This is a genomic window from Pedobacter sp. BS3, from assembly GCF_008274585.1.
GTDB lineage: Bacteria > Bacteroidota > Bacteroidia > Sphingobacteriales > Sphingobacteriaceae > Hufsiella_A.
This window is the reverse complement of the sequence record NZ_VTRT01000001.1, coordinates 1,263,973-1,289,671: the sequence shown is the minus strand read 5'-3', so window position 1 is coordinate 1,289,671 and position 25,699 is coordinate 1,263,973. Positions and strand designations below refer to the sequence as shown.

Genomic DNA, 25,699 nt, shown 5'->3' with positions numbered 1-25,699 from the left:
TACAATCTTTGCAAATTTTATCCTAAAGCAGCAATATTTAGTTCAGTTATACCTGCCTGTAAGCTACTGTTAATCTTATTACATTTAAAAAAAGCCGATTTTTATAGAAAAAAGATAATTATTGATATACAATACCTGTTATTACTCTCTATCTTAGATTCCGAAATCAATTGTATACTTAATTATAGTCAGACATGAAATTTATCAGATGCTTGGTTATTATTTTGCTATTGGCAAGTCAAACGGTTAAAAGCCAGCCGGCAAAACAGGTTAGTACAGGTAAACCTAATATTATTTTTATACTAACAGATGATCTGGGCTATGGCGATGTAGGTGTCTTCTTCCAGAATCAACGATCAAAAGCAAATGATCACAGCAAACCCTGGATGTCTACTCCCAATCTTGATAAGATGGCTGCCCAGGGAGCCATGCTAATGAACGCCTATGCTGCCGCCCCTGTTTGCGCTCCTTCCCGCTCATCTATCCTGACCGGCCTAAGCCAGGGACATGCCCGCGTTAGAGATAACCAGTTTGATAAAGATATAGCCGATAATTACACCGTAGGAAACGTTTTGCAAAAAGCCGGCTACGCCACTGCCGCCATTGGTAAATGGGGCTTACAGGGCGATCGCAGATGGTCTGCCGATGGCGCCCAATGGCCTGCCCATCCTTTAAACCGTGGGTTTGACTACTTCTACGGTTATATGCGCCATAAAGACGGACACGAGCACTACCCGAAAGAAGGGCTATACGATGGCGCAAAAGAAGTTTGGGAAAACCGTAAAGAAGTAAGTAAAGATTTAGACAAATGTTATACGGCCGATCTATGGACAGCGGCAGCTAAGAAATGGATCATTGAGCATGAGAAAAGTAAAGCCCGGCAGCCCTTTTTTATGTACCTGGCGTATGATACGCCTCACGCGGTATTGGAATTGCCAACAGGCCCTTATCCGGCAGGAGGCGGTGCACAGGGCGGAGTGCAATGGGTAGGAAAATCAGGCCGGATGATCAATACAGCAACAGGCACTATTGATAGCTGGACACATCCCGATTATGCAAATGCAACGTACGATAACGATAAAAACCACGATACACCCGAAATTCCCTGGCCCGATACTTATAAACGTTATGCCACCAGTGTACGCAGAATAGATGATTGCATCGGTGATCTGTTTAAACTGTTAGCCGACTTAAAAATAGACGATAATACCCTTGTAGTGTTCAGCTCAGACAACGGCCCCTCAAATGAAGCCTATCTGCCTAAGCCTCATGTGCCTTTTAAACCGAACTTTTTTGAGAGCTTTGGCCCCTTTGACGGCATAAAACGCGATGCGCTTGAAGGAGGAGAACGCATGCCGGTAATAGTTCGCTGGCCTCAGCACATTCCAGATCATACGGTGGTCAATAATCCAAGTATATCGTACGACTGGCTGCCAACATTTACAGACGCAGCCGGCTTACCGGCTCCGGTAAATACAGACGGGGTATCGATACTTCCCGCACTCACCGGTAAAGGGGAGCAACGAAAGGGCCTGATCTATGTAGAATACTTTCAGCCGGGAAAAACACCGGATTATCCTGAATTTGCCCCTCAGCATCGTAACCAGCCGCGTAAACAAATGCAGATGATACGTATGGATAACCTGCTGGGATTGCGGTATAACATACAATCCGCAGACGACGACTTCCAGATATTTGATATTCAAAAAGATACGCACCAGCTACATAACCTGGCTGCAAACGGCAATATGGCCGGTTTGCAAAAAGCCATGAAAGAAAAAGTGTTGCAGGTAAGGCGCATAGATACGTCTGCCACAAGACCGTATGATAATGCATTCATTCCGGCTGTTCAGGCTGCCAGGGCAGAGAAAGGTATTACCTGGCAGGTGTATAATGGCAATTATCCCTGGCTGCCCGATGTAACTATGCTAAAAACCGTAGGCAGCGGTAAAAGCACCAAGCCTGATCTGGCAGTCTTAAAGCCGTCGGGTGGAAATATAGGCATGTTTCAGGGCTTTATAAAAGTACCTGAAAATGGCGATTATACCTTTTATTTAAGCGCTCCGGGCAAAGCATATTTACGTTTGCACGAAGCAACAGTAATAGATGCCGATTATGGCTATAAACCGGGAGAAATTAAGGAAAGCACCTTAAAATTACAGGCAGGCCTGCATCCGTTCAGGTTGTATTACTATGGCACATCAGCTAACCCGTCCCAGCTAAAATTAGAATGGAAAACTCCGTCAGGAACGAAAGAAGTTATTCCCGTTACGGCATTTTACAGGCAGGCTAAGTAGAGTAAAAAGTGAAAAGTGAAAAGTAAAAAGGGTCGGAACACGCCAGCCCGGTTATTAATAATTATAAACAAGTAACAGGTGTAGTATGAACAATATCGTAAATCATAAATCATAAATCGTAAATCGTAAATCGAAGTACGCCTGATTATCTTAAAACTTCACACCAAATTATGATGGACAAACTCAAAATCATTATTTTAACCTTTGGCTGCAGCCTGTTACTTTATTCTTGCCAGCAGCAATCATCATCAACAGCTAAAAGCTCAAAGCCCAATATCGTCATCATCTATGTGGATGATCTGGGTTATGGCGATGTAGGCTGCTATGGAGCAAAAGGTGTAAAAACGCCCAATGTAGACTCAATGGCTAAGCAGGGTCTCAGATTTACAGATGCGCACGCTTCTGCATCTACCTGCACTCCATCGCGGTTTGCCCTGCTTACCGGCAGCTATGCATTTAGAAACGATGCTGCCATTTTACCCGGCGATGCTCCGCTGCTGATCAGGCCCGGTACGCCAACCCTGCCCGCCATGCTGCAAAAAGCCGGCTATACAACAGCAGTTATCGGTAAATGGCATCTGGGCTTAGGCAATGGCAATCCCGATTGGAACGGAGAGCTTAAGCCCGGCCCGTTAGAGGTAGGATTCGATTATTCTTTCCTGGTTCCGGCCACATTAGACCGGGTGCCAACCGTATTTGTAGAAAATCATAAAGTGGTGAATTTAGATCCCAAAGATCCTATCAAGGTTAACTATGATCATAAAATAGGCAATATGCCCACTGGTCTGGAACATCCCGAAGAATTAAAATTCAAAGGAGACCTACAGCATAGCAATACCATCATCAACGGTATCAGCCGGATAGGCTACATGTCGGGAGGGAAATCAGCATTGTGGAAAGACGAAGAGATCCCGAATGTATTACTGGGAAAAGTGAAAGACTTTCTCAATGAAAATAAAGACAAGCCGTTCTTTTTATATTTCTCGTTTACAGACATACACGTGCCCCGTGCCCCCAACGCAAAATTTGTTGGTAAAAGCACAATGGGCTCCCGCGGCGATGTGATAGCCCAGATGGATTGGCTGACCGGTGAGACCCTGAACACGCTTAAAAAATTAGGTTTACAGGATAATACGCTTGTAATCTTTACCAGCGATAACGGCCCCGTATTAGACGATGGGTATGACGACCATGCAGCGCAGCTGGTTGGCGATCATAGTCCTTCCGGCCCATATAAGGGCGGCAAGTACAGTGCATACGAAGGCGGTACGCGTATGCCCACCATTGTGTACTGGCCGGGTAAGGTTAAGCCGGGGATAAGCAATGCGCTGGTAAGCCAGGTTGATCTGTATGCTTCGCTTGCGGCGCTGGTAAACCAGGATCTAAACCCTAACGAAGCTCCGGATAGCTTTGACTGTTTGCCGGCATGGTTAGGAACTTCAGAAAAAGGACGGCAGGTTATGCTTGAAGAAGCGTTCACATTGGCTTTAAGAGATAATAGCTGGAAATACATCGATCCGGTAAGCAAGCCTGCTCCCGATTGGCTGAAAAATAAAGATATCCCCACCGGGCTTACCCATGAGCAGCAGTTATACGATCTGAAGACAGATATTCACGAAGACAAAAATCTGAGTAAAACCCATGCGGATATCATGAACAAGCTCAAATCAGAATTAGAAACCATTAAAAAAGGAGGAAGCCGGCCTGGATATAAAAAGTAACCTTTTTAGAAAGGAAAGTTATTTAGAGTACTGTTTAAAAATGAAAATTTAAGTTATGAAGCTGCCGGTGGGGACACCAGCAGGAAGCCATGAACGGTGTCTTCACCGTCCATTAATTAAAGCCTGTGAGATCTTTATATGAAATTTAAACAGGCTCTTAGATTTTTTAGTAACCGATTATGTTTTATCCCTGAGAAATAATAAAAAAAGCAAGTTAATTTCTAATTTAGCTGTTTTCAGAATAAACCGCTAATGACACGATATTCAGGGCAAACCCGGTTACTGGTAGCAGTAGACTGTATTATTTTTGGATTTGATGGACAGGATTTAAAGATTCTGCTTATACAACGGGGATTTGAACCGGAAAAAAATAAATGGAGCTTAATGGGAGGATTCGTTCAGCCCGATGAAAGTCCCGACGAAGCAGCAACCCGCGTACTTAAAGAGCTAACCGGCCTTGAAGGAGTTTATATGGAGCAGATACAGGCATTTGGTCATCCCGGTAGAGACCCGCAGGAAAGAACGATCAGTATAGCTTATTTTGCATTGATAGATATTCATAAATATGAAAAGCAGATCAGCGATCAGTATCATGCGGAATGGTTTACGCTAAATAATATACCTCCGCTCATTTTTGACCATACCGATATGATTAAAATGGCCCGAAAGAAATTACGTTATAAAGCGGCGATACACCCTATTCTGTTTGAGCTGCTGCCCGGAAAATTTACGGTTCCCCAGCTACAGAATTTGTATCAGGGAATTTATGATACCGTATTAGACAAGCGCAATTTCAGCCGTAAACTCATGTCGACCGGCTTGCTGGTAAAACAACAGGAAAAAGATAAGGCAGGCTCAAAAAAGGGCGCCTTTTACTTTAAATTAGATAAGAAACAATACAAAAAGAAATTCCAGGCATTTTTGAATTTTATACCCAATCCTGATAATCTGTTGAATTAACAACCGGTTACCATTCAACAAATTATTAGTGTTGGAATTTTTGTTTTATAAAAAATAAGTGTTTATTTAACACTAAAAAAATGAAGATAAAAAATTATGTTATTGGTGTAGATTATGGTACAGATTCTGTCCGTTCCATACTCGTTGATGCAGGCAACGGGCACGAAATAACAGCTTCGGTATGTTACTATCCCCGCTGGAAACAAGGTTTGTATTGCGATCCTTCTGCAAACCGGTTCCGGCAGCATCCCCTGGATTATATTGAAAGCCTTGAACATACGGTCAGGCAATGTATTGCCCGGGCCGGAGAAGATATTGCTAACAACGTTCGGGCTTTGTCCGTAGCTACTACGGGGTCGACTCCGGTTGCAGTTAATGAATCAGGAATGCCACTGGCATTACTTGATGCATTTAAGGAAAATCCCAATGCGATGTTTGTGCTGTGGAAAGATCACACCTCGGTAAAAGAAGCGGCAGAAATAAACGAACATGCAGGCCGGTTCAATACCCATTACCTCCGGTTTGCAGGCGGCATTTACTCTTCCGAATGGTTTTGGGCAAAACTACTGCACATTTTACGGACAGATGAGCAGGTAAGAAAAGTCTGCTACTCGTGGGTAGAGCATTGCGACTGGATCCCATTTTTATTGACCGGCGGCAACCATGCTTCCCGGATAAAACGCAGCGTTTGTGCAGCCGGGCACAAGGCTTTATGGGCAGAGCAATTTGGCGGATTACCGCCTGAGGAATTCTTTAGCTCACTGGATCCTTTGCTAAAAGGATTCAGGTCACGGCTTTTTAGCCACGTATATACTGCAAACCAGGCAGCAGGCAAATTAAGCTCCGAATGGGCGGCAAGGCTGGGACTGCATACGGATGTACAGGTTGGCATTGGCGCCTTTGATGCGCACATGGGAGCTGTTGGCGGTCAGATAGAGCCGTATCATTTAAGTAAGGTGATGGGCACATCGACATGTGATATGCTGGTAGCTCCGCTCAACGAAGTTGAAAATAAACTGGTTAAAGGCATTTGCGGACAGGTTAATGGCTCCATTATTCCCGGTATGATGGGTATGGAGGCCGGGCAATCGGCCTTTGGCGATACGTATGCCTGGTTTAAGAAAATACTGGCATGGCCGGTAGAAAAGCTGCTGCAAAATAACCTGTATACTGCAGATACGTCACGGCAGCTAAGCGAAGAAATAAGTGCACGTATTCTTACCGAGCTAAGTAAAGAGGCCGAAAAGATACCGGTAACGGAGCATGCAGAGTTAGCCCTGGACTGGTTTAACGGGCGGCGTACGCCGGATGCCAACCAGCTTTTAAAAGGAGCTATCTGCGGATTAAACTTAGGCAGCCAGGCTCCCGCGATATTCAGGGCCCTGGTAGAAGCAACCTGCTTTGGTGCAAAAAAAATAGTCGACCGGTTCCATGATCAAGGCATCCCGGTAAAAGGGCTGATCGGTTTGGGCGGAGTGGCCCGTAAATCGCCTTTTATCATGCAAATGCTGGCTGATGTGATCAATATGCCCATCCGTATCCATCGGTCAGAGCATACCTGTGCCCTGGGAGCCGCCATGTTTGCTGCTACCGTTGCAGGTATTTATCCTAAAGTAGAAGACGCCATGCAGGCAATGGGCAACGGTTTTGAAATAACCTATTACCCCGATAGCAGTAAAGCACCTGTTTATGCCAGGCGGTATCAGCAATATAACCTATTGGGAAATTTTATTGAATCACAAACAACAGTGTCATGAGCCGATATAAACACATCAGGGAACAGGCATACAAGGCTAACATGCAGTTGCCGGAACTCGGTTTGGTGATCTTTACATTTGGTAATGTGAGTGCAGCCGACCATAACCTGGGCGTATTCGCCATTAAGCCGAGTGGTATTCCTTATGATAAGCTATCGCCCGGTAACATGGTCATTGTTGATTTTGAGGGGAATGTTGTGGAAGGGACGCTCCGGCCTTCCTCAGACACAAAGACCCACGCTGTACTGTATAAACATTGGGCGAACATTACCGGTATAGTGCATACCCATTCTACGTATGCCACGGCCTGGGCGCAATCACAGCGGGATATCCCTATTTTCGGAACCACCCATGCCGACCATAATACAAACGATATCCCTTGTGCCGCACCCATGTCTGATGAGCGGATAAAAGGGGATTACGAATATCAGACGGGCTTCCAGATCATGGATTGCCTGAAAGACAGGGGGCTTAGCTATGAAGAAACAGAAATGATATTAGTTGGCAATCATGCACCATTTACCTGGGGGAAAACTGTTGAGCAGGCATTGTACAACAGCGCAGTGCTCGAAAACATTGCAAAAATGGCCTGGCTAACCGAGCAAATAAATCCCTCGGTTACCCGGTTGAAACATACCCTGGTTAAAAAACATTATGAACGTAAACATGGGCCGGGCTCATACTATGGCCAGTAACCAGGATAACCAGTAGAATATTAGTAAATGATTGATCTTAAACAATTAGAAGTTTGGTTTATCACCGGAAGCCAGCATCTTTATGGTGAAGAAAGCCTTAAGCAGGTAGCAGCACACTCGCAGCAGATTGCCCAGGCTTTGCACCATGCAAAGCAAATCCCGGTAAGCATTGTTTTTAAGCCGGTTGTAAAAACATCCGAAGAAATTTACGGAATCATTCAGCAGGCCAATACCGAAGCAAGCTGCATTGGCATTATTACCTGGATGCACACCTTCTCACCGGCCAAAATGTGGATACGCGGCCTGCTTGCCCTGCAAAAACCCTTGCTTCACCTGCACACCCAGTTTAACCGCGACATTCCCTGGCAATCTATTGATATGGATTTCATGAATCTCAACCAGAGCGCTCATGGCGACCGTGAATTTGGGTTTATGGTTTCGCGGTTACGCATGAACCGTAAGATAGTTGTGGGGCATTGGCAGGATATTGCAGTTTTGGAACAGATCAACGCATGGAGCCGTGCAGCGGCAGGCTGGCACGACTGGCAGGGCGCCAGGTTTGTGCGTTTTGGCGATAACATGCGCTATGTTGCCGTAACGGATGGTGATAAGGTTGAGGCCGAAATAACATTCGGATTTTCTGTAAACACTCATGGTATTGGCGATCTGGCAGCCGTAATCAACCGGGTAAATGACCGGGAGATCAATGAGCTGATCGCTGAGTATGAAGATAGCTATACGCTTGCCCCATCATTATATAAAGATGGAAAATTGCGTAACTCATTACGGGAAGCGGCCAGAATAGAGATAGGCTTACGAAACTTCCTCCGTGAAGGTAATTATAAGGGCTTTAGCGATACATTTGAGGATCTGCACGGTATGGTGCAGCTCCCCGGTATCGCCGTACAACGTTTAATGGCCCGGGGATATGGTTTTGCCGGAGAAGGCGACTGGAAAACGGCTGCCCTGGTAAGGGCTATGAAGGTAATGGGCAGTGGCTTACCCGGCGGAAATGCCTTTATGGAGGATTATACCTATCATTTTGATCCGGCAAACGCCATGGTGCTTGGGTCGCACATGCTGGAAGTAGATGCCTCTATTGCTAAGGGTAAGCCTTCGTTGGAAGTACATCCCCTGGATATTGGTGGCAAAGCCGATCCCGTAAGATTGGTATTCAATGTTGCGGCAGGGCCTGCCTTAAATGCTTCGCTGGTAGATATGGGCAATCGCTTCCGGCTGCTGGTTAATGAGGTAGAAGCGGTAGAACCTGTAGATGAACTGCCGAAACTCCCTGTGGCCCGTGTACTGTGGAAGCCTTATCCTGATATGAAGACCGGCTGTGCCGCCTGGATCCTGGCCGGTGGTGCGCATCATACCTGTTTCAGCCAAAACCTCACATCTGAACATCTAAACGATTTTGCAGATATCGCAGATATTGAATGTGTATTGATTGACCGAAATACCAATTTAAATCAGCTTAAAAGGGAACTACGCTGGAGTGATATGGCATATAAATAAGTTTCCGGCTTATTGCAGGGTAATAAAGCCGGAAACGGTTATAAATATCATTACATACACCCGGTATGTACTCCGGTGTAACTGCCGCTATGAGCATTACCCCGTATTACACGATGAAAGAAACAGGCAGTATTGCTCATGATATTTTCTTTAGACAACTCTACAGGGCCATGCTTGCCGTTAATAATGAGATCTAAAATGGCAGGCTGATGATATGTTCTCAACTGCCTGTATATGCATGCGGACCCATATAATACAGGAAATGTATCAGGACACATGCTTCGCCAGGTACCATGATCATAGGGAACAACCATATCTTTTGTACCATGGAACAAAATAGAAGGCACCGCGTTAGATGCTGTAATCATGGTTGAATCAGATAGTCCACCCCACATGTTACAAACACCTTTAATTTTATAAACATCCTTTAAATCATTGGATGCATTATTAAGCTTTCCAAACTTCTTAATCTGAGGAGCGAATTCAGTATCGGCATGTTTTTGATCCATATAGGTTAAATTTAAGGCAATTATACCACCGGCACTAGCTCCGCCAACAAATATCCAGTCTGGATCGATATGATATTGAGCCGCATGATGTACCAGAAAGCGTAAAGCGGCGTGTCCATCCTGAAAAGCTCTGTAAACCGCGTTAGGCAAGTCAGAAAGATCGGCGTTACAACCGTCTGTAACTTTGGGCCTGTTCCAGCCTAAGCGATAGTTTATAGAAACCGCTACAAAACCCGAATCTGCCAATTGTGCTAACGATGGTCTAAAGCCCTTTTTGTCTCCGCCGACAAAACTACCTCCATGTATCAGTACTACCAGCGGATATTGCTTTTTACCGGTTTTGGGCCAGTATATATCCATCAGCAATTTTTCGTTATCACCCTGATAATTTACGTTCTTACCGTATTCAACATCGAAAGCATAATTATTGCCTGTTTGTCTGCTGTCTTGGCTTGTGATTGTATTGAATGAGGAGAGCAGGAAGAACAACAAACATCCGGTATAACAGGCTATATTTTTCATGGTATACTTCATGATCAGGGTATTAGTATTTAGGATTTTGAATCAATGATGGATTTAATATTCTTTCGGGTTCCGGAATGGGAAACCAGATATGTTTGGGAGCAAAATTCTGCTTTAGAATCGATGCTTCCGTGTTATTCTTTGATAAGCTGTTATCTGTGCTTAGCGCATTTATTGTACTTTGGTATCTGCCAAAACGTACCAAATCAAAACGCCTGACAGCCTCAAAACAAAGCTCCCGGCTTCGTTCATCCAGTAATTCTTCAATAAAATCAGACTTTGCATAGGCAGTATTTACCGTGTTCATATCTGCTGGTGCAATAGATCGCTGACGTACAGTATATAAATCGGCTCTTGCCGTGGCAGCATCGTTGGTTAACATGTAAGTGGCTTCTGCACGCAACAAATAAATTTCTGCCAGTCGTAAAATCGGATAGTTACCTGTCCATAAATATAAGGTAACGGTTTTGGTTGCGGGATCTATCATCCTGAATTTACCACCGTAGTAAAAGAAATTGTTTTTAATACTGTTGGCTGTAACCGCGGTAGGAACATAATACTGGGCACCCCCTGCAACCTCCATTGGGTTACTGGCGTTCAGTTTCTGGGTAAGATTATTGCCTCGGCGAGGGTCTTTATTATGGTATTTATAAAACAATTCGCCCAAAGGCACAAGTCGGGCCAGGCCGCCTCCCAGCGTAGCGTTTGCCCCCTGCGGTACAAAACCGTTTTGCATATTAACACCGTTACCATTAACCGGGTCTGTACTACCTACTGCCATAAATAAACATTCTTCATCTTGCGAACTTTGGGTAGTTTCCCTGAATAAATAACTGTAATTCTCAGTTAGTTTATACCCGCTATAAGTAACAATACTATCGGTTAGCTCCTTAACTTTGGTATAGCTGTCGTTAATATCAACCCAGTCAAAATCATTTAACGGAAAATCCAGGTTCTTATTTACATTATTTTGTTTACAACTGCCCATAAACGCGTAGGCTTTTGCCAAAAAACCGGCTGCCGACCATTTGTTTGCCCTGTCATATATTGAAGCTTTGGGTGGTAACACATCATACGCGTATTGAAGGTCTTCAATTACCTGGGAGAATACCTGCTGTACAGAAGCCCGCGGCGCTTGTAAATCGGGGGTAGAGGTGGTGTTTATGGGTACCCCGCCAAACATCATTCCAAGATATAATAAGTAGAACCCGCGTAAAAACCTGGCTTCTCCCTTGATTTCTGTTTTGCGGGCTTCGCTGATATCGGGTATATTTTCGAGATGATCCAACAACAGGTTGCACCGCTGGATACCGGCATAAAAATAGAACCAAACCTGTCTGAAGTAAGTTGTATTCGCATCCCACGAAAGTTGTCCTAACTGTGTTTCGTTAGTTGCGCTGGTAACCCGGGCAAAAGCCTCGTCTGTACCGGCTGTAAGCATGTTTTGCAACTGCATAAAGTATAAACCGCCCTGCGTACCTAAGTTAGTGCCTTGTATCTGTTTGGCATTTAGTACGTTATAACATCCTGCAAGTGCCAGCTCGGCGTCAGCCGCCGTTTTATAAAACTGCTCTGTAGATACGGTTGAATAGGGTGCCGTATCGATAAATTTTTTACAACCGCTGTTTGCCAGTATGAAGATAAATATCGCTGAGTATATATGAATAGGCTTAATCATGACTTGATGGTTTTAAAAGTTTGCAGTAATTCCTAACATGATATTTTTTGTCCGGGGATATACCAGTTGATCTACCCCTGATAAGAGCTGGTTCCTGTGAGAAACCTCCGGATCATATCCTGAATATTTTGTCCAGGTTACTAGGTCATTGCCTGCGATATATATCCGTAACCCCGAAAATGTTTTTGTATGCTGTAATAACCGTTTCGGAAGATTATACGCCAGGGTGATGTTTTTTAGGCGCAGATAGGAAGCGTCTTCAACATAAAACGTATTATTGGTATTTGCCGTAGCGTTGGCATCGCTCCATGTTCCGTATGTATCGGTTGGATTATCCGGTGTCCACCGGTTATAGAAAAAATCAGTTCCCAGGTTCCGGTTGGGCTTATATCCAGTTAAATCCAGTTTGATGATATTGAGCACATCTCTGCCCTGAACTCCCTGTAAGAAGAAAGAAAAATCAAAGTTCTTATAGCTAAACACGTTGTTTATTCCACCTGTTAATTTGGGTGAACTGTTGGATATCACCGTTTGGTCGTAAGAATCTACAATACCGTCCGGTATTCCGTCAGGGCCGCTGATATCCCTGAATTTATAACTGCCCGGTTGCACCGTACCTCCGCTATATTCCGGTACTCCTGCTTTAAGGGTATAGGTGGTTCCATCGTAATCAAAATCACTTAATTGATATACGCCATCTTTAATATAGCCATACCCTGTTCCAAATGGTTGCCCTACAATTACGGCTCCCAGTAAAGAAATGTCTCCGCCAAACGTTACCGGTATCATGTTGGCGCCGCCCAGATTTTTAACTTCGCTTCTGTCAAAACTCAGGTTCAGGCTGGTATTCCAGGTGAAATTCTTTTTTTTAATATTTTTTGTACTTACCGCTAATTCAAAACCCCGGTTATCAATACGGCCTAGGTTTTTAAATTGCGAATAGTAACCTCCCTGGGTTGCAAGCGGCGTATTGATAAGCTGTTTATTTACCTTTTTGCTATAATAATCTGCCGTGATATTAACGCGGCCCTTAAACATGCCAATGTCTATACCGGCATCAAACTCAACATTTTGCTCCCACTGCAGATCGGGATTTCCCGGATTAGCCGGAGCCAGGCCAATATTGTTACTGCCATTGCTTCCGCCATAATAAGCACCTTCCAGCAAAGCCAGGTAATTGTACGGACTTATCTTATCGTTACCGGTAACGCCATAGCTTACCCGCAGTTTCATATCGCTGAAAGTATGCTGATTTTTCATGAAACCCTCATTAATTAACCGCCATGCGAAAGCGCCGCTTGGGAAATAGCCGTGTTTATGGTTAGCGCCAAATTTATCTGAGGCATCATCGCGAATGCTTGCTGTAAATAAGTACTTATCCTGTAAGTTATAAAAAGCCCGTGCTAAAAAAGAATACCTGTTGTTAATAAATTTATAACTGGAGTTTTCTGAAATGGTAACGGCAGAACCAATATTATCTACCCCGTTAGCCGGAAACGGAAAATTTTGCGCTGAAACCAGGCTTTTATCAAACCGGTAAGAGGAGACTTCAAAAACCCCGGTTACATTCAGCGTGTTTTTACCCCATTGTTTTTTGTAGGTAAGCTGATTGGTGTTTGTCCAGTTCAGGCTGTTAATATTTTGTATGGTTGCTGAACCGTTGGTTTTAGCCCCGCCGGTTGTATTTACCGGGTAGAATTCCTTACCCTTTGAATTAGAAAGGTTTCCACCCGCGGTTATATTAAACGATAGTTCTTTGGTGATTTTAAAATCCAGATAGGCGTTTCCGATAGTACGGCTTGTATTGGAAGTTAACTGGGCCGAGGTAATATTATTAACTGGCGATATGTACGTATCAAATCCGTCTGATGCGTCGCCGGGGCCGCTCACTTCAACCGGTCTTGAAAAAAGCGCTGTACGGGTTACACCCTGCCAGGCCCCGCCGCTGTTTGTGGCGCCTCTGATTACATTATTGGAGAAGTTAATATTGATACCTGCTTTTACTTTGTTCCCAAGATTTTGATCCAGCCTTAACCGGGCATTATATCGTTTATTCTCGTTGGTGATAATAATCCCCTGGTCGTCAAGATATCCTAAGCTGCCCGAAAAACGCGTGTCTTTTGAGCCGCCGTTTACCGTAGCGGTATGACTGTTTGAAATGGATGTATGATATACTTCCTGCTGCCAGTTGTGACCGGGTATATCCAATATGCCATCCTGATTGGGGTCCATTTTCAGGGCTACTTCATCATCTGCCCCGCCCCTGATAATACGGTAATCTAAAAATTCCTGGGCGCTCAGTACACTTAAGCGTTTGGTAATAGAATTAACCCTGAGGTTACCATCATAGGTTACTGTAAGTTTTCCCGGTTTTCCCGATTTTGTAGTGATCAGCACAACGCCATTTGCTCCCCGCGAACCATAAATAGCCGTAGCGGAAGCATCTTTTAAAATTTCTATAGATTCAATATCCTGAGGATTAATATTGGCAAGAGGGTTGGGGGCAGTAGAGCCCACCTGTGTTGACCCGGCAACCTCATCGCTGTAACTATCGAAGGGAATACCATCTATTACATATAAGGGTGTTGTTAAACTATTAATCGAGCTGGCTCCTCTTATGCGTATATCGTATCCTGAACCCAACTCTCCGGATTGCGAAAATATTTGCACCCCGGCAGCTTTTCCATTCAGCGCACCCAGAATATCTGTGCTCCGGTTCCGGTTCAAATCCTCAGTACTCACACTGGAAATGGCTCCGGTTAAGTCTGATTTTTTCTGCGTACCATAACCAATAACTACTACTTCATCTAACGAGGTGGTGCTTGTGTTTAACTTTACGGTAAGCTCTGCCCCGCCTGCCGTAACATTGACCGTTTTTGTTTGATAACCAATAAATGAAAATACTAAGGCGGCCTGCCCGGCTGGTAAATTTATGCTGAACCTGCCATTTTTATCAGTTGAAACGCCCGTTGCCGCACCTTTTACCTTAACGGTTACACCAGGGAGCCGATCCCCACTGCTGGCATCAATAACAGTGCCCGAAATACTATTTTGCTGCGCATATACCATTGCCGGGAACAACATCATAATGAGCATTTGTTTAATATGCAATTTTCGATACAGGTCAAATAACTTCATCTCAGCTATATTTTATATTATCTTTTATGTACCAGGATTCCATGCCATAATGGGCATGCAACACTACTTTCTAAATTTCACAACGTTAACTTTACCACCTATATTCAGGCTCCCTATCAGTATCCCGTTTGTCAGCTTATCTGCGGGTAAACTAATCGCGTTAGCCCCTTTTTGCAGGTTTAATTCAGCCGAAAGCAGACGCTTCCCGGTTATATCGCATACTTTCAGACTGGCCGGCATCGCATCTGGTGATTGTACCCTGACAGTTAACTGGTTATTATTTACATACACATTGAGGTTATCTGTTTGAAAGGTGTATCGAACGGCAATGATCGATGATTCGGTAGCCATCCCGTTAAAATCAACCTGGCGTAAACGGTAATAGTTTATTCCCTGAACCGGCTCTCTGTCTGTAAATGTATAATCGCCTGGAGTAGACGTAGTGCCTTTGCCAGGCAGCGAGCCTATCGTTGTAAATATTTTACCGTCTGCCGAGCGCTCGATCTCAAAGTGTGAATTGTTCAGCTCCGACGCGGTTGTCCAGTGTAAACGTATATTATCATTCGCATTTTCGCCGGTAAAAGAAACTAAGTCTACCGGTAGCGGTGTAAATGATTGCACCGTGATATTGTCAAGCTGTATCGTCCCCGTGCTGTTAACGTATCCGATCTTAAAGCTGTTAAGGTCTACAGTGCCGGTTGCCGCGGTATGCCCGTTTACAATAAGCTTTTGAGTAGCTGTGGTGTTTCCGGCACCTACCCAAACATCATAAGAATCATCTGCCAGGTTATGGTTTGTGCCATCGGGGGCCGGATATGTTACGGCAGAGCCTGTATTATTTATAAACCAGCTTATGGTTTGTTCGCCGCTAAATATTAAGGATGGATCTGTTGGTACAGGTAGTGCAGGACTTTCATAGGGTAATACTGAAAATTTACCACTAACAGACTGAAATGCGATAAAAATCCGCGAATGAGTAATACCTATGCCAGGGTTACCGGTAGTGCTTGTAAAACCATTACCATAAGAAATTATAACGGCATTACCCGATTCACTTGTGTTACCTGAAACAGAAAAATCAAACGATGCTTTAATAAAGGTTGCGGCCAGACTGCTCTTTCCTGCCGAGGCTTTGGATGATGCATCTGTTTTAGCAAAGGTCAGCTTACCATCGGTAATGCTTATCGTGTTCGTAGCTGAATTATCAGTGTTGATGTACGCGAACTTATTAGCGCCCCCAATATAATCCGTATAGGCTGTGCTGCTTTCAAAATCCTGCGTAAACAAAGTGGTGTATTGCGCTTTTGCATTGGTAAGAGATCCACTCACAAAGGCTAACAGTAGTAAAGATCTTTTCATATTAAAAATGTGTTTAATTAATATTTAGCCGTTTATCCTGTTATAAGTTATTATCAGGCTTTACTTAGCCTTATTATTATTTAAGTGCAGCGTTATGAATAATTGGTATGACAATATTAGGGTTGTCTCGCACACAAAACTTCTTAAAAATTATCTATTTATAGCTTTTTTATATCCCCTGTTATGGGTATAGCTGAATACATTTCTGATGGCTGTATTTGTGGAATGTTCTCAATTATATGCCACCGTAACCCGTTATAAATCCATATACCGGGATGGTTTCCTCCCTTGTCAGATACATTTTCTTTTACCTGACAATCAGCTAATTACAAAGATTCACTACGCTAAAATGTGCTTAAAATTTGTTTTAGTGATTTTTTTTCTAACTTTACTAATAATTGTCAGTTTAACAATTATTAATTGATGGCATAAAATTGCCTTTATTATTTACTAACCAACCATCCCAATTATGAAACTATTATTAAAAAAGCTGCTGCTGCCTGATGATGTAACAGTCTCGGTAAACAGGCACGTATCTCCCTGTTATGAAGAAACGCTTCACTTTCATCCCGCATTTGAGCTGATATATGTATTTAAGGGACAGGGATCAAAATTTATCGGCCACAGCATTAATACCTTTAAGGCAGGCGATTGTGCTTTAATCAGCCCGGATACTCCTCATTTATGGCGTAACGATGAGCTTAAGGGGCCCGACGCGGAATTTATCGAGGTCCATTTCAAGGCAGATTTTTTAGGTGAAGGCTTCTTTGAACGTCCGGAGATGAAGCCTATCAAAAAGCTGTTAAGCAGGTCGGTAAGCGGGTTAAATATCACAGGAAGCGTCAACAAGCTTTTGGCCGACCGTATAAAGCAATTATCAGAATTAACAGACGAGTTTTTAAAAGTAACGGCCTTATTAGATATTCTGAATGAGCTGGCCTGCTCCAATGAAGTATCTCCATTACTAAAAGGAGGATACAATCACCAGCTTATTTCGCCCGATACGCATCGCATTGATAAAGTGTATAAGTTTATTATGAACCATTTCTGCCATGACATTACACTTGAAGAAATAGCCGAAGTAGCCAATCTGAGCATACCGGCATTTTGCAAATACTTTAAAAAGCACGCTCAAAAAACCTTTTCGGCTTTTCTGAACGAGATTAAAATCAGCCATGTTTGCAAGCTGCTCATTGAAACCAATTATTCTGTTTCACAAATATGCTTTGAATCGGGATTTAAATCTATTGCAAGCTTTAACCGTCAGTTTAAAACCATGATGCAGCTAACACCATACGAGTACCGGCAATATTATAACCATGTTCTGTCATCCAGAACCAAACAGGCATAAGCCATAATTTAGTTTAACTCATGATGAAATTTATGCTATTATCCCTGCTTACGGGCTTTATGCTGCTATCAGCATTACGTTTCCCACAACCCGTAGAAAACAGGTCTGTCAAAAATCCTTTCGGCATACTGGCCGATAAAACCGAAAATAAGGCCATTGGGATAGCAACCACCATACGGGTTGCCAAAGACTTAGGCGTACCTTATGTACGAACCCGGATATGGTTAAATAAATGGAACGGTAAATGCATCCCCTGTGAAGCTATCACCGCAGCCGGCCTGAAAATCATACTGAATATAAACGCCGGTGCGCCGGTTAACGGCCCTGTACCCTTTCCAACCGATATAACGGCCTATAAAAAAACTGTCAGGGAAATATTAACAAAGTATAAACCCGCTTTGGTCTCTATCGAAAATGAGGAAGATAATCCGTTATATCATACCGGAACGGCAGAGGATTATATCAACGAGCTAAAGGCGGGCACTGAGATTGCCCACCAGATGGGAATAAAAGTAAGCAACGGTGGTATTACCAGCGCACTTGTTGCCATGCTAACTTACCAGGATATGATACAACATGGCCGGACGAATGAGGCGGATATCTTTGCCCGCAAGATCTTTCCCGACTATAAGGTACGCAACCTGGCAAAGATCATTTCTAACAATGAGAAAATACGGTTTGCCACCAGCGTGCTGGAAGCCATTAAAAGCTCAGACGTGGATTATATAAATTTCCATTGGTACACCCCCGGCAGAGGCCTGAAAGGAGCAGATATTTCAACTAAAACTGACGTTAACGTATTAGATGACATCACAGCCTTTTTGAAAAAAAGCACCGGGAAGCCTGTTATAACTACAGAAATAGGGCAATTAGCTCCCTCGCCGGTTATTGTTACAAACCTGCTCCAGAAAACTTCGGAACTGAACATGGATTTTGTAATATGGTATAGTGGCGATGGCGGCGACGGAAAAGCCATTGCACTGCAAAATGCCGATGGCAGCTTAAGGGAAAATGGTAAAGCCTTTAAAAATTTTATACATTATACAATTAGCAATTCTCAAAAACATTAAATCACAACCGATACTGCTTTATATTAATAATGTAAATCTGATAACCATGAGATATTTCATAAGCCAATTAACAGCTACCGCTATAGTAGCAATACTTATTTCCCACACCGTGATGGCACAGTCCGTTCAAACCAAAGTTCCGCCTAAAGGATGGAATAGCTGGGACAGCTACGGCATGTACCCAACACAGGAAGCCATGCTTGCCAATATGGAAGTAATGGCCAAACGACTTAAGCCGTTTGGCTATGAATACTTTGTAATTGACGCAGGCTGGAATAAAGTAAAAGATGCCCAGGGAAAGATCATTACCATGAGCCTGGATAACTACGGCAGGTATATACCGAACAAAGAAACATTTCCCGGAGGCATTAAAGCAGTAGCAGACCGGGCGCATGCCTTAGGTTTAAAATTTGGCATTCATATCATGCGTGGCATATCGCGTATAGCGTATAGAAAAAACATGCCGGTACTGGGTACTAAATATACGGCCAGAGATATTGCAGATACCACTTCGTTATGCAAATGGAACCATGATAATTATGGCATTAACATGAAGAAACCGGGTGCACAGCAATATTACGACTCTTACATTGCCTTACTGGTTAGCTGGGGAATAGATTTTATAAAGGCTGATGATATTGCCGGGCATCCGGATGAAATTGACGCGGTTATTTCGGCAATAAGAAAAACCGGGAAACCGGTTGTATTGAGCTTATCGCCCGGCGGCGATTCCAGGCCCGAATATTTCCAAACCTATAAGCAGGCCAATATGCTACGCGTAACCCGCGATGTGTGGGATGACCAGATTGGAATAGACAGGGTATTTACAGCATGGAAGCAATGGAGCAATATCGATCATGATGGGTTTTGGTTAGATATGGATATGATCCCGTTCGGGCATTTATGCCTGCACAATCCCGATAAAAACTACCTGACCGCTAAACCAGATCCAAATAAACACGGAGTTAAACAAAGTGAGCATATAAGCTTTTTTAATGCCGACCAAAAATACACGTTCATGGCTATGCGGGCATTAAGCGCATCGCCTTTATTTATGGGCGGCGATCTGCCTACCAGCGACGATTTTACATTTGAACTGCTCACCAACAAAGAAATGCTGGCTTGTAATGAAAATGGCGTGGTTGGTAAACTTGTTTCAGACCATAACAACATTGAAATATGGAAAACTCCCAATAAAAACATGCCTCAGAAAGGCTGGATCGGGATCTTTAACCGCAACGGTGAAGCCGTAACCGTTAAACTTACAAGCACGTTATTAGGATTTGAAGGCACAGCCGTAAGTTTACAGGATGTCTGGAACGATAAAAACTTAGGTACGGTCAGCTCATCTGCACCCAAAGAGGTAAAGATCAATGCAGGTGGTGTTTTATTCTGTAAATATGAGATAAAATAATATTCAGCGAAGGTTATAAATCCATTTTTTTAAATCGTTAATCAAATTATTATGATGAATAATCATTGGCTCCAAAGAGCTTTCATGCTTTATCTGCTCATTATAGCTCAATCAGGTTATGCTCAACAATATAGTGATCCCTACGCCCCCGTTGGTGATAAGAGATATACCGTACCAGATATTGTAAGGCCGCTTTTTGACTATTGGATGCGTGATACGTATATCACCTACGGCCCCGATAGTATGTATTATATGACCGGTACTACTGCTCCGCCAGATCGTAAGTTTCAAAACAACATCATACATCCCTGGGACTATAATGACGGGATATACCTGTGGCAATCTGCCGATATGAAAGTGTGGAAGCCTTTAGGCCGAATCTGGTCATTTGATAAAGATGCTACCTGGCAGAAAAAGGGAGTGCCGCTAAAACCAAAGGCAAGAGGAGTTAACGGTGAGCCGCTCGATTCTATGTACCGGGCCGCATGGGCGCCGGAACTTCATTATATAAAAAGTAAAAAACAATGGCTACTGGTAGCCTGCCTGAGCGGGAAAGTAGGCTCCTTTGTGCTAAAAAGTGTATCGGGAAAACCCACCGGCCCTTATGTTAATATACCCGGTAACAGCAACGGCCCCATTTTTTCGGCTAAAGAGGTTATTGCAATTCCCGGCAATACAGAAAAACTACCTTATTCCGGTATTGATGGAACTTTATTCGAAGATGACAATGGTGAGGTATATTTCATCGGCAAAGATCATTATATCGCTAAAATGAAAGATGATCTGAGCGGTCTGGCAGAACCTTTCAGGCGTTTTAAAGAAACCCCTTACAATCCCGAACAATATATTGAGGGGGTTTATATGGTTAAGCATCATGGAAAATACCAGCTACTGCAAACTGTATGGTGCGTACGTGATGAGCCGGGGAAAAACAAATTCTCATATATAGAAAACGGTAACAAAGCATTAGTGCACAGCTATGATGTGGTAGTAGCCGAAGCAGATAATATTTATGGCCCGTATGGCCCCCGGTATCCGGCAATTCTGGAAGGCGGACACAACAATCTATTTACGGATAAAGATGGCAACTGGTGGTCTACCACATTTTTCAATCCCAGGGGCGAGATGGGCAAAATATATCCTGTTACGTGCAGACCCGCCGTATTAGCTGTAAAATGGGAAAACAACAAGCTGATGCCTGATATTAAACGCACAGAACAATTTTACAAAAGCTTAAAGTAAGGCGAATTTTGACGCATTTTTACGCCGGCCTGCCCCGGCAGACCGGAATATTATTTAAAACTTATGCAGTTTACCCGTCATGCGATATCAGGGCTAATATGCCTGGTATGAAACAGCTTCCTTAACTCTTTTGACCTGAAATTATCCGGAAAGGCCGGCCATAAAATCACTCACAGCCTTATTAAATTCAACCGGGTTTTCCAGGTTGGGCAGATGCCCGCTACCGGGAATGATTTCCAGCTTAGCATTACTGATACCGGCAGTTAATTGCCGGGTCTGCTCATTGCTCATTAATGCATCATGCTCTCCGCGAATAACCAATACCGGAACGGCTATTTTTGAAAGACCGGCCGACGTATCCGTACGTGAAGCCAGTGCTAATAATGTTGCACAAATATCTTCCGGTGAGTTCTCTGTAATGGTTTGTTTTACATGCCGCACAACATGCGGCTTATGCTGTAATGTAGATTGCGCCAGTACCTTACCCACAAAATTGTCCGCATACGGTACATTGCCATTTTTTAGCAGGGTGTCAATACCGGCAAACCGGTTAAGCTTCGCCTCGTTACTATCGGCAACAGCATTGGTGTCGCACAAGATCAAGCCGGTAATTTTCCCGGCATCAATTTCCATTGCCCGCAGGGCAATATAACCGCCCATGGATATACCGCATAAAACAACCTGCTTCAGTTGCAGGCTGTCTATTAATTGAAGCAGATCGCGGGCAAACAAGTCTATACTGAAAAAACGGTGCGATGATACCGTATTGCCGTGCCCACGCACATCATAACTCAGCAGATCGGCATAACGCTGCAAAGCCTGCATCTGAGGGTCCCATATCGACTGGTTGAATGGAAATCCGTGAATAAAAACAAGTGTATATGATGTTTCGGAAGGGATCAGCCGGTAAGAGACCTTTACATCTCCCAGATCTTTTACAGATATATTCATATCCGGTTTAACCGAAATGCATACAAATTGTTTACCACAGGAAATTGATAAAGCGGTAAGATTTCCGCTGTCTTGAACGGATTAGATACGACAAGATCATATTAAACAGCACACAAATGGAAAACTGGATACCGATCAGCAGGAAATTGCCAAAATCCCGCATCAGCAGGGTAACGTATATCATCAGTACATTGAACAGCAGCAGGATAAATGCTGTTTGCAGATGGTTCAAGCCTAACAATAGCATCCGGTGATGGATATGATTTCTATCGCCGGCAAATGGCGAGGTCTTCTTTACTATACGGATAACAAAAACGCGTATGGCATCAAATATAGGGCCTATCAGTATGGCAACGGCAATAGATGGCGCCGAACTGTAAAACAGCTTAGGCGATACACCTACTTTATTCAGCTCGATAAAATGGATGCTCAATACAGCTGCTATAAAACCGATCAGCAGCGATCCGGTATCGCCCATAAAGATCTTTGCCGGCGTAAAATTGTATTTCAGAAAACCCATACAAGCGCCCGCCAGTGAAAAAGCCATGCACGATAGTGTAACTTCCTTCATCCGGGCAAATAATACCCCGAAGGCTATGCTTACAACAATACCGGTTATACCAGCCAGGCCGTCTATGCCATCAATCAGGTTAAATGCATTGGTGATGAACATAATAACCAGCACCGAAATAATAACGCTGGGAATGTACGGCAGATCGTGAATATTAAATACCCCATACAGGCTTGTCAGGCGCACATTGGCCAGCAATACCATGATCAAGGCTACAATAAACTGCATCCCGAATTTAGTGCTTGGATTGACGCCCCAAAGGTCATCCTTAAGACCTACCACAAACAGTATCATGGCCGAAGCCAGCAGGTAGTTAGGCGTACCAAAACCATTAATGCCCGCCATAACCAGGCAGGTGATCATAAAACTACAGAAAATAGCGACACCGCCTAAACGCGAAATATGGCAGCTATGATCCTTCCGGTCTGTATCCATATCATCAAAAAGCGAGCGCTCTTTAGCTACGTGAATAATAGACGGAATAGCTAAAAGGACGAGCAAAAAGGAGAACAGTACTACGGAGATGTAAAATAAAGGTTCGGGCATACGCACTTTTCAATTTCAAGTAATGAGAGACTTATGATTACAATCTTCGCAAAAAAAAACAACAACTGCAACAAATTTGTCATATTTGAGATGCATAGTGCTTTGCCCAGGATTTTCTTTGAATATTTTTTACAGCAAAACTAAAAGAAAGCATATACCTGCTGACTTTAAGATAATTAATTTAATTTTGATTTGACACTTAATAAAGTTATGAAACCATATTTCTTTTTTTACGCTATTGCAGGCCTGTCCCTGTTAGGCGCATGCTCGCAAAATCAATCGTCAAACCAATCGGCTTCTGCCACGGCCGATACTTTTGAAGTAAAAGCAGAATCGTTTGCCGATCTGCAGGTACTGCGTTACCAGGTACCAGGCTTTGATGAACTGAGCCTGCAACAAAAGAAATTATGTTACTATCTGTCGCAAGCCGCTCTGTCAGGCCGCGATATTATCTACGACCAGCGGGGCAAATACAACCTGCTCATCCGCAAAACGTTAGAGAATATTTTTAATACCTATAAAGGCGATACCAGTTCTGCCGACTGGCAAAAATTTAAAACCTACAGCGGACGTTTCTGGTTCAGCAACGGCAATCATCACCATTATGGCAATGAAAAGTTCATTCCCGAATGTTCGTTTGAATATTTCAGTACGCTGGTAAAGGGTTCAGATGCCAGGGGCTTTCCCCTGAACAAGGGCGAGAGTGTTGATGCTTTCCTGATCCGCCTCAAACCCATTGTTTACGACCTGGATTTTCAGCCTAAAATGGTTGATCTCTCGCCGAACATCGACAACATTACCGCTTCCTCGAATAATTTCTATGAAAATGTCACTCAAAAAGAGGTTGAGGCCTTTTACAACCGCTTTGATGCAAAAGGCGATCAGCCTTTATGGGGATTAAACTCTAAACTGGTAAAGGAAAACGGCACCATAAAGGAAAAGGTATGGAAAATAGGCGGCATGTATAGTTCTGCCATTGAAAAGATCGTCTACTGGCTGAACAAAGCCACTGAAGTGGCCGAAAATGAGCAGCAAAAACTGACCCTACAGAAGCTGATAAACTATTATAAAACCGGTAATCTGAAAGATTTCGACGATTATAACATTGCCTGGGTGGCCGATACCACATCACGCGTAGACGTAGTAAACGGATTTATTGAAGTTTATAACGATGCCATCGGCAAAAAGGGCAGCTTTGAAAGCGTGGTTTCCATTAAAGACCTTGAAGAAACCAAACGCATACAGGCTATAGCCGGTCAGGCACAATGGTTTGAAGATAACTCGCCGCTGATGCCACAGCATAAAAAGAAACAGGTGAAAGGTATTACCGCCAAAGCGATTACCGTAGTAACCGAGTCGGGCGACGCAACTCCTTCAACACCTATTGGCATCAATTTGCCCAATTCCGACTGGATCCGCAAGGAATATGGCTCTAAGTCGGTTTCGCTCAGCAACATTATCCATTCGTACAATGTTGCCGGCCGTAGCAGCGGACTGCTGGACGAATTTGCTTACAGCGATAGCGTGAAAGCACGGCTGAAAAAATATGGCGACCTGGCTTCTGACCTGCATACCGATATGCACGAGTGTATCGGCCACGCTTCGGGACAGATCAATCCCGGTGTAGAAACACCGGAAAAAACACTCAAAAATTATGCTTCGGCTTTAGAGGAGGCCCGTGCCGACCTGGTTGGACTGTACTATATCCTGGATCAGAAACTGGTGGATATCGGTGTCATGCCTTCGCTGGAAGTGGGCAAAGCCGAATACGATAGCTATATCATGAACGGGCTGATTACCCAGCTTACCCGTATTAAACCGGGCGATAACATCGAGGAAGCGCACATGCGTAACCGGCAGCTTATTGCCCGCTGGGCCTATGAACAGGGTAAAAAAGATCACGTTATCGAATTTGTTAAGGAAAACGGCAAGACCTATACCAGGATCAATGATTATAAGAAACTTCGCCAGCTTTTCGGGCAATTGCTCCGCGAAATACAACGCGTAAAATCTGAAGGCGATTTTAATGCCGGTAAAAATCTCATTGAAACTTATGGCGTAAAAGTTGACCAGGATTTATTGAACGAGGTGCTGGCACGTTACGCTAAATTAAACATTAAACCCTATAAAGGATTTATCCAGCCGGAATTGCAGCCTGTAATGAACAGCGATGAGATCACCGATGTTAAAGTAGTGTATCCCACCTCGTTTTTTAAGCAGATGCTTGATTATGGCAAAAAATACGCGTTCCTGCCGGTGATGAATTAAATTGATCCGGTGATTTATTGGTTTGGTTATTTATAATACCTGAGTTCGATTAAAACCATATACATGTGGCGGAACAAATTGTGTGGTTTATATTGTAAACCAATATGCTAATAACCAAGCTGGGGTTAATAA

17 protein-coding genes are annotated in these 25,699 nt (G+C 43.6%); 11 read left to right on the top strand and 6 right to left on the bottom strand.

Annotated elements, in window-relative coordinates; genetic code table 11:
- Window positions 1–194 precede the first annotated feature (194 nt).
- The 6 genes from FW774_RS05400 to araA all read left to right on the top strand — a co-directional run bounded on the left by FW774_RS05400 (window position 195) and on the right by araA (window position 8,948).
- Complete coding sequence (locus tag FW774_RS05400; protein ID WP_149347094.1) at window positions 195–2,297, top strand: sulfatase-like hydrolase/transferase; 2,103 nt, start codon at window positions 195–197, stop codon at window positions 2,295–2,297.
- Window positions 2,298–2,470: 173 nt separating this feature from the next.
- Entirely contained in the window at window positions 2,471–4,018 is a 1,548-nt protein-coding gene (locus FW774_RS05395; RefSeq protein ID WP_410522726.1) for a sulfatase family protein, read from the top strand.
- A 252-nt stretch (window positions 4,019–4,270) separates the two neighbouring features.
- The gene (locus tag FW774_RS05390; protein WP_149347092.1) at window positions 4,271–4,978 is read left to right on the top strand and encodes an NUDIX hydrolase; all 708 of its coding nucleotides are present in this window, start codon (window positions 4,271–4,273) and stop codon (window positions 4,976–4,978) included.
- An 80-nt stretch (window positions 4,979–5,058) separates the two neighbouring features.
- The gene (locus FW774_RS05385) at window positions 5,059–6,735 is read left to right on the top strand and encodes a ribulokinase (RefSeq protein WP_149347091.1); all 1,677 of its coding nucleotides are present in this window, start codon (window positions 5,059–5,061) and stop codon (window positions 6,733–6,735) included.
- On the top strand, window positions 6,732–7,430 hold the full coding sequence (locus FW774_RS05380; RefSeq protein WP_149347090.1) for an L-ribulose-5-phosphate 4-epimerase: 699 nt from the start codon (window positions 6,732–6,734) through the stop codon (window positions 7,428–7,430). Before FW774_RS05385 ends, FW774_RS05380 begins: the two co-directional genes overlap by 4 nt.
- A 27-nt stretch (window positions 7,431–7,457) precedes the next feature.
- The gene (gene araA, locus FW774_RS05375) at window positions 7,458–8,948 is read left to right on the top strand and encodes an L-arabinose isomerase (protein ID WP_149347089.1); all 1,491 of its coding nucleotides are present in this window, start codon (window positions 7,458–7,460) and stop codon (window positions 8,946–8,948) included.
- A 50-nt stretch (window positions 8,949–8,998) separates the two neighbouring features.
- Here the strand turns inward: araA and FW774_RS05370 are convergent, their stop codons facing one another.
- From FW774_RS05370 to FW774_RS05355, 4 genes are all read right to left on the bottom strand, one after another.
- Complete coding sequence (locus FW774_RS05370; protein ID WP_149347088.1) at window positions 8,999–9,991, bottom strand: alpha/beta hydrolase; 993 nt, start codon at window positions 9,989–9,991, stop codon at window positions 8,999–9,001.
- 10 nt (window positions 9,992–10,001) lie between these two features.
- The gene (locus FW774_RS05365; RefSeq protein WP_149347087.1) at window positions 10,002–11,657 is read right to left on the bottom strand and encodes a RagB/SusD family nutrient uptake outer membrane protein; all 1,656 of its coding nucleotides are present in this window, start codon (window positions 11,655–11,657) and stop codon (window positions 10,002–10,004) included.
- A gap of 12 nt (window positions 11,658–11,669) precedes the next feature.
- Window positions 11,670–14,795 carry a SusC/RagA family TonB-linked outer membrane protein gene (locus tag FW774_RS05360; protein ID WP_149347086.1) on the bottom strand — a complete coding sequence of 1,042 codons (3,126 nt, stop codon included), beginning with the start codon at window positions 14,793–14,795 and terminating at the stop codon, window positions 11,670–11,672.
- 63 nt (window positions 14,796–14,858) lie between these two features.
- Complete coding sequence (locus tag FW774_RS05355) at window positions 14,859–16,154, bottom strand: hypothetical protein (RefSeq protein WP_149347085.1); 1,296 nt, start codon at window positions 16,152–16,154, stop codon at window positions 14,859–14,861.
- Between the two features lie 469 nt (window positions 16,155–16,623).
- Here FW774_RS05355 and FW774_RS05350 point away from each other — a divergent pair, with 469 nt between their 5' ends.
- The 4 genes from FW774_RS05350 to FW774_RS05335 are packed head-to-tail and all read left to right on the top strand — an operon-like array spanning window position 16,624 to window position 21,231.
- Window positions 16,624–17,505 carry an AraC family transcriptional regulator gene (locus FW774_RS05350; protein ID WP_149347084.1) on the top strand — a complete coding sequence of 294 codons (882 nt, stop codon included), beginning with the start codon at window positions 16,624–16,626 and terminating at the stop codon, window positions 17,503–17,505.
- Between the two features lie 20 nt (window positions 17,506–17,525).
- Window positions 17,526–18,575, top strand: coding sequence for a hypothetical protein (locus FW774_RS05345; protein ID WP_149347083.1), 1,050 nt, complete (start codon window positions 17,526–17,528; stop codon window positions 18,573–18,575).
- Between the two features lie 46 nt (window positions 18,576–18,621).
- On the top strand, window positions 18,622–19,989 hold the full coding sequence (locus FW774_RS05340; RefSeq protein ID WP_187774814.1) for a glycoside hydrolase family 27 protein: 1,368 nt from the start codon (window positions 18,622–18,624) through the stop codon (window positions 19,987–19,989).
- Between the two features lie 51 nt (window positions 19,990–20,040).
- The gene (locus tag FW774_RS05335; RefSeq protein ID WP_242457734.1) at window positions 20,041–21,231 is read left to right on the top strand and encodes a family 43 glycosylhydrolase; all 1,191 of its coding nucleotides are present in this window, start codon (window positions 20,041–20,043) and stop codon (window positions 21,229–21,231) included.
- Window positions 21,232–21,372: 141 nt separating this feature from the next.
- Here FW774_RS05335 and FW774_RS05330 read toward each other — a convergent pair whose 3' ends face one another.
- Window positions 21,373–22,182 carry an alpha/beta fold hydrolase gene (locus tag FW774_RS05330; protein ID WP_149347081.1) on the bottom strand — a complete coding sequence of 270 codons (810 nt, stop codon included), beginning with the start codon at window positions 22,180–22,182 and terminating at the stop codon, window positions 21,373–21,375.
- 31 nt (window positions 22,183–22,213) lie between these two features.
- Window positions 22,214–23,299, bottom strand: a complete 1,086-nt coding sequence (locus FW774_RS05325; protein WP_149347080.1) for an MraY family glycosyltransferase — start codon at window positions 23,297–23,299, stop codon at window positions 22,214–22,216.
- A gap of 210 nt (window positions 23,300–23,509) precedes the next feature.
- On the opposite strand from FW774_RS05325, the gene FW774_RS05320 reads away from it, so the two are divergent.
- Window positions 23,510–25,567, top strand: a complete 2,058-nt coding sequence (locus FW774_RS05320; protein ID WP_149347079.1) for a dipeptidyl-peptidase 3 family protein — start codon at window positions 23,510–23,512, stop codon at window positions 25,565–25,567.
- Window positions 25,568–25,699: the final 132 nt, after the last annotated feature.

Bases quoted from the DNA above. Each gene is read 5' to 3' on its own strand.
- FW774_RS05400 (WP_149347094.1), top strand. From the start codon at position 195: ATGAAATTTATCAGATGCTTGGTTATTATTTTGCTATTGGCAAGTCAA.
- FW774_RS05345 (WP_149347083.1), top strand. From the start codon at position 17,526: ATGATGAAATTTATGCTATTATCCCTGCTTACGGGCTTTATGCTGCTA.
- FW774_RS05350 (WP_149347084.1), top strand. From the start codon at position 16,624: ATGAAACTATTATTAAAAAAGCTGCTGCTGCCTGATGATGTAACAGTC.
- FW774_RS05370 (WP_149347088.1), bottom strand. From the start codon at position 9,991: ATGAAGTATACCATGAAAAATATAGCCTGTTATACCGGATGTTTGTTG.
- FW774_RS05325 (WP_149347080.1), bottom strand. From the start codon at position 23,299: ATGCCCGAACCTTTATTTTACATCTCCGTAGTACTGTTCTCCTTTTTG.
- FW774_RS05335 (WP_242457734.1), top strand. From the start codon at position 20,041: ATGATGAATAATCATTGGCTCCAAAGAGCTTTCATGCTTTATCTGCTC.
- FW774_RS05385 (WP_149347091.1), top strand. From the start codon at position 5,059: ATGAAGATAAAAAATTATGTTATTGGTGTAGATTATGGTACAGATTCT.
- FW774_RS05395 (WP_410522726.1), top strand. From the start codon at position 2,471: ATGGACAAACTCAAAATCATTATTTTAACCTTTGGCTGCAGCCTGTTA.
- FW774_RS05340 (WP_187774814.1), top strand. From the start codon at position 18,622: ATGAGATATTTCATAAGCCAATTAACAGCTACCGCTATAGTAGCAATA.
- FW774_RS05390 (WP_149347092.1), top strand. From the start codon at position 4,271: ATGACACGATATTCAGGGCAAACCCGGTTACTGGTAGCAGTAGACTGT.
- FW774_RS05330 (WP_149347081.1), bottom strand. From the start codon at position 22,182: ATGAATATATCTGTAAAAGATCTGGGAGATGTAAAGGTCTCTTACCGG.
- FW774_RS05320 (WP_149347079.1), top strand. From the start codon at position 23,510: ATGAAACCATATTTCTTTTTTTACGCTATTGCAGGCCTGTCCCTGTTA.
- FW774_RS05380 (WP_149347090.1), top strand. From the start codon at position 6,732: ATGAGCCGATATAAACACATCAGGGAACAGGCATACAAGGCTAACATG.
- araA (WP_149347089.1), top strand. From the start codon at position 7,458: ATGATTGATCTTAAACAATTAGAAGTTTGGTTTATCACCGGAAGCCAG.
- FW774_RS05365 (WP_149347087.1), bottom strand. From the start codon at position 11,657: ATGATTAAGCCTATTCATATATACTCAGCGATATTTATCTTCATACTG.
- FW774_RS05360 (WP_149347086.1), bottom strand. From the start codon at position 14,795: ATGAAGTTATTTGACCTGTATCGAAAATTGCATATTAAACAAATGCTC.
- FW774_RS05355 (WP_149347085.1), bottom strand. From the start codon at position 16,154: ATGAAAAGATCTTTACTACTGTTAGCCTTTGTGAGTGGATCTCTTACC.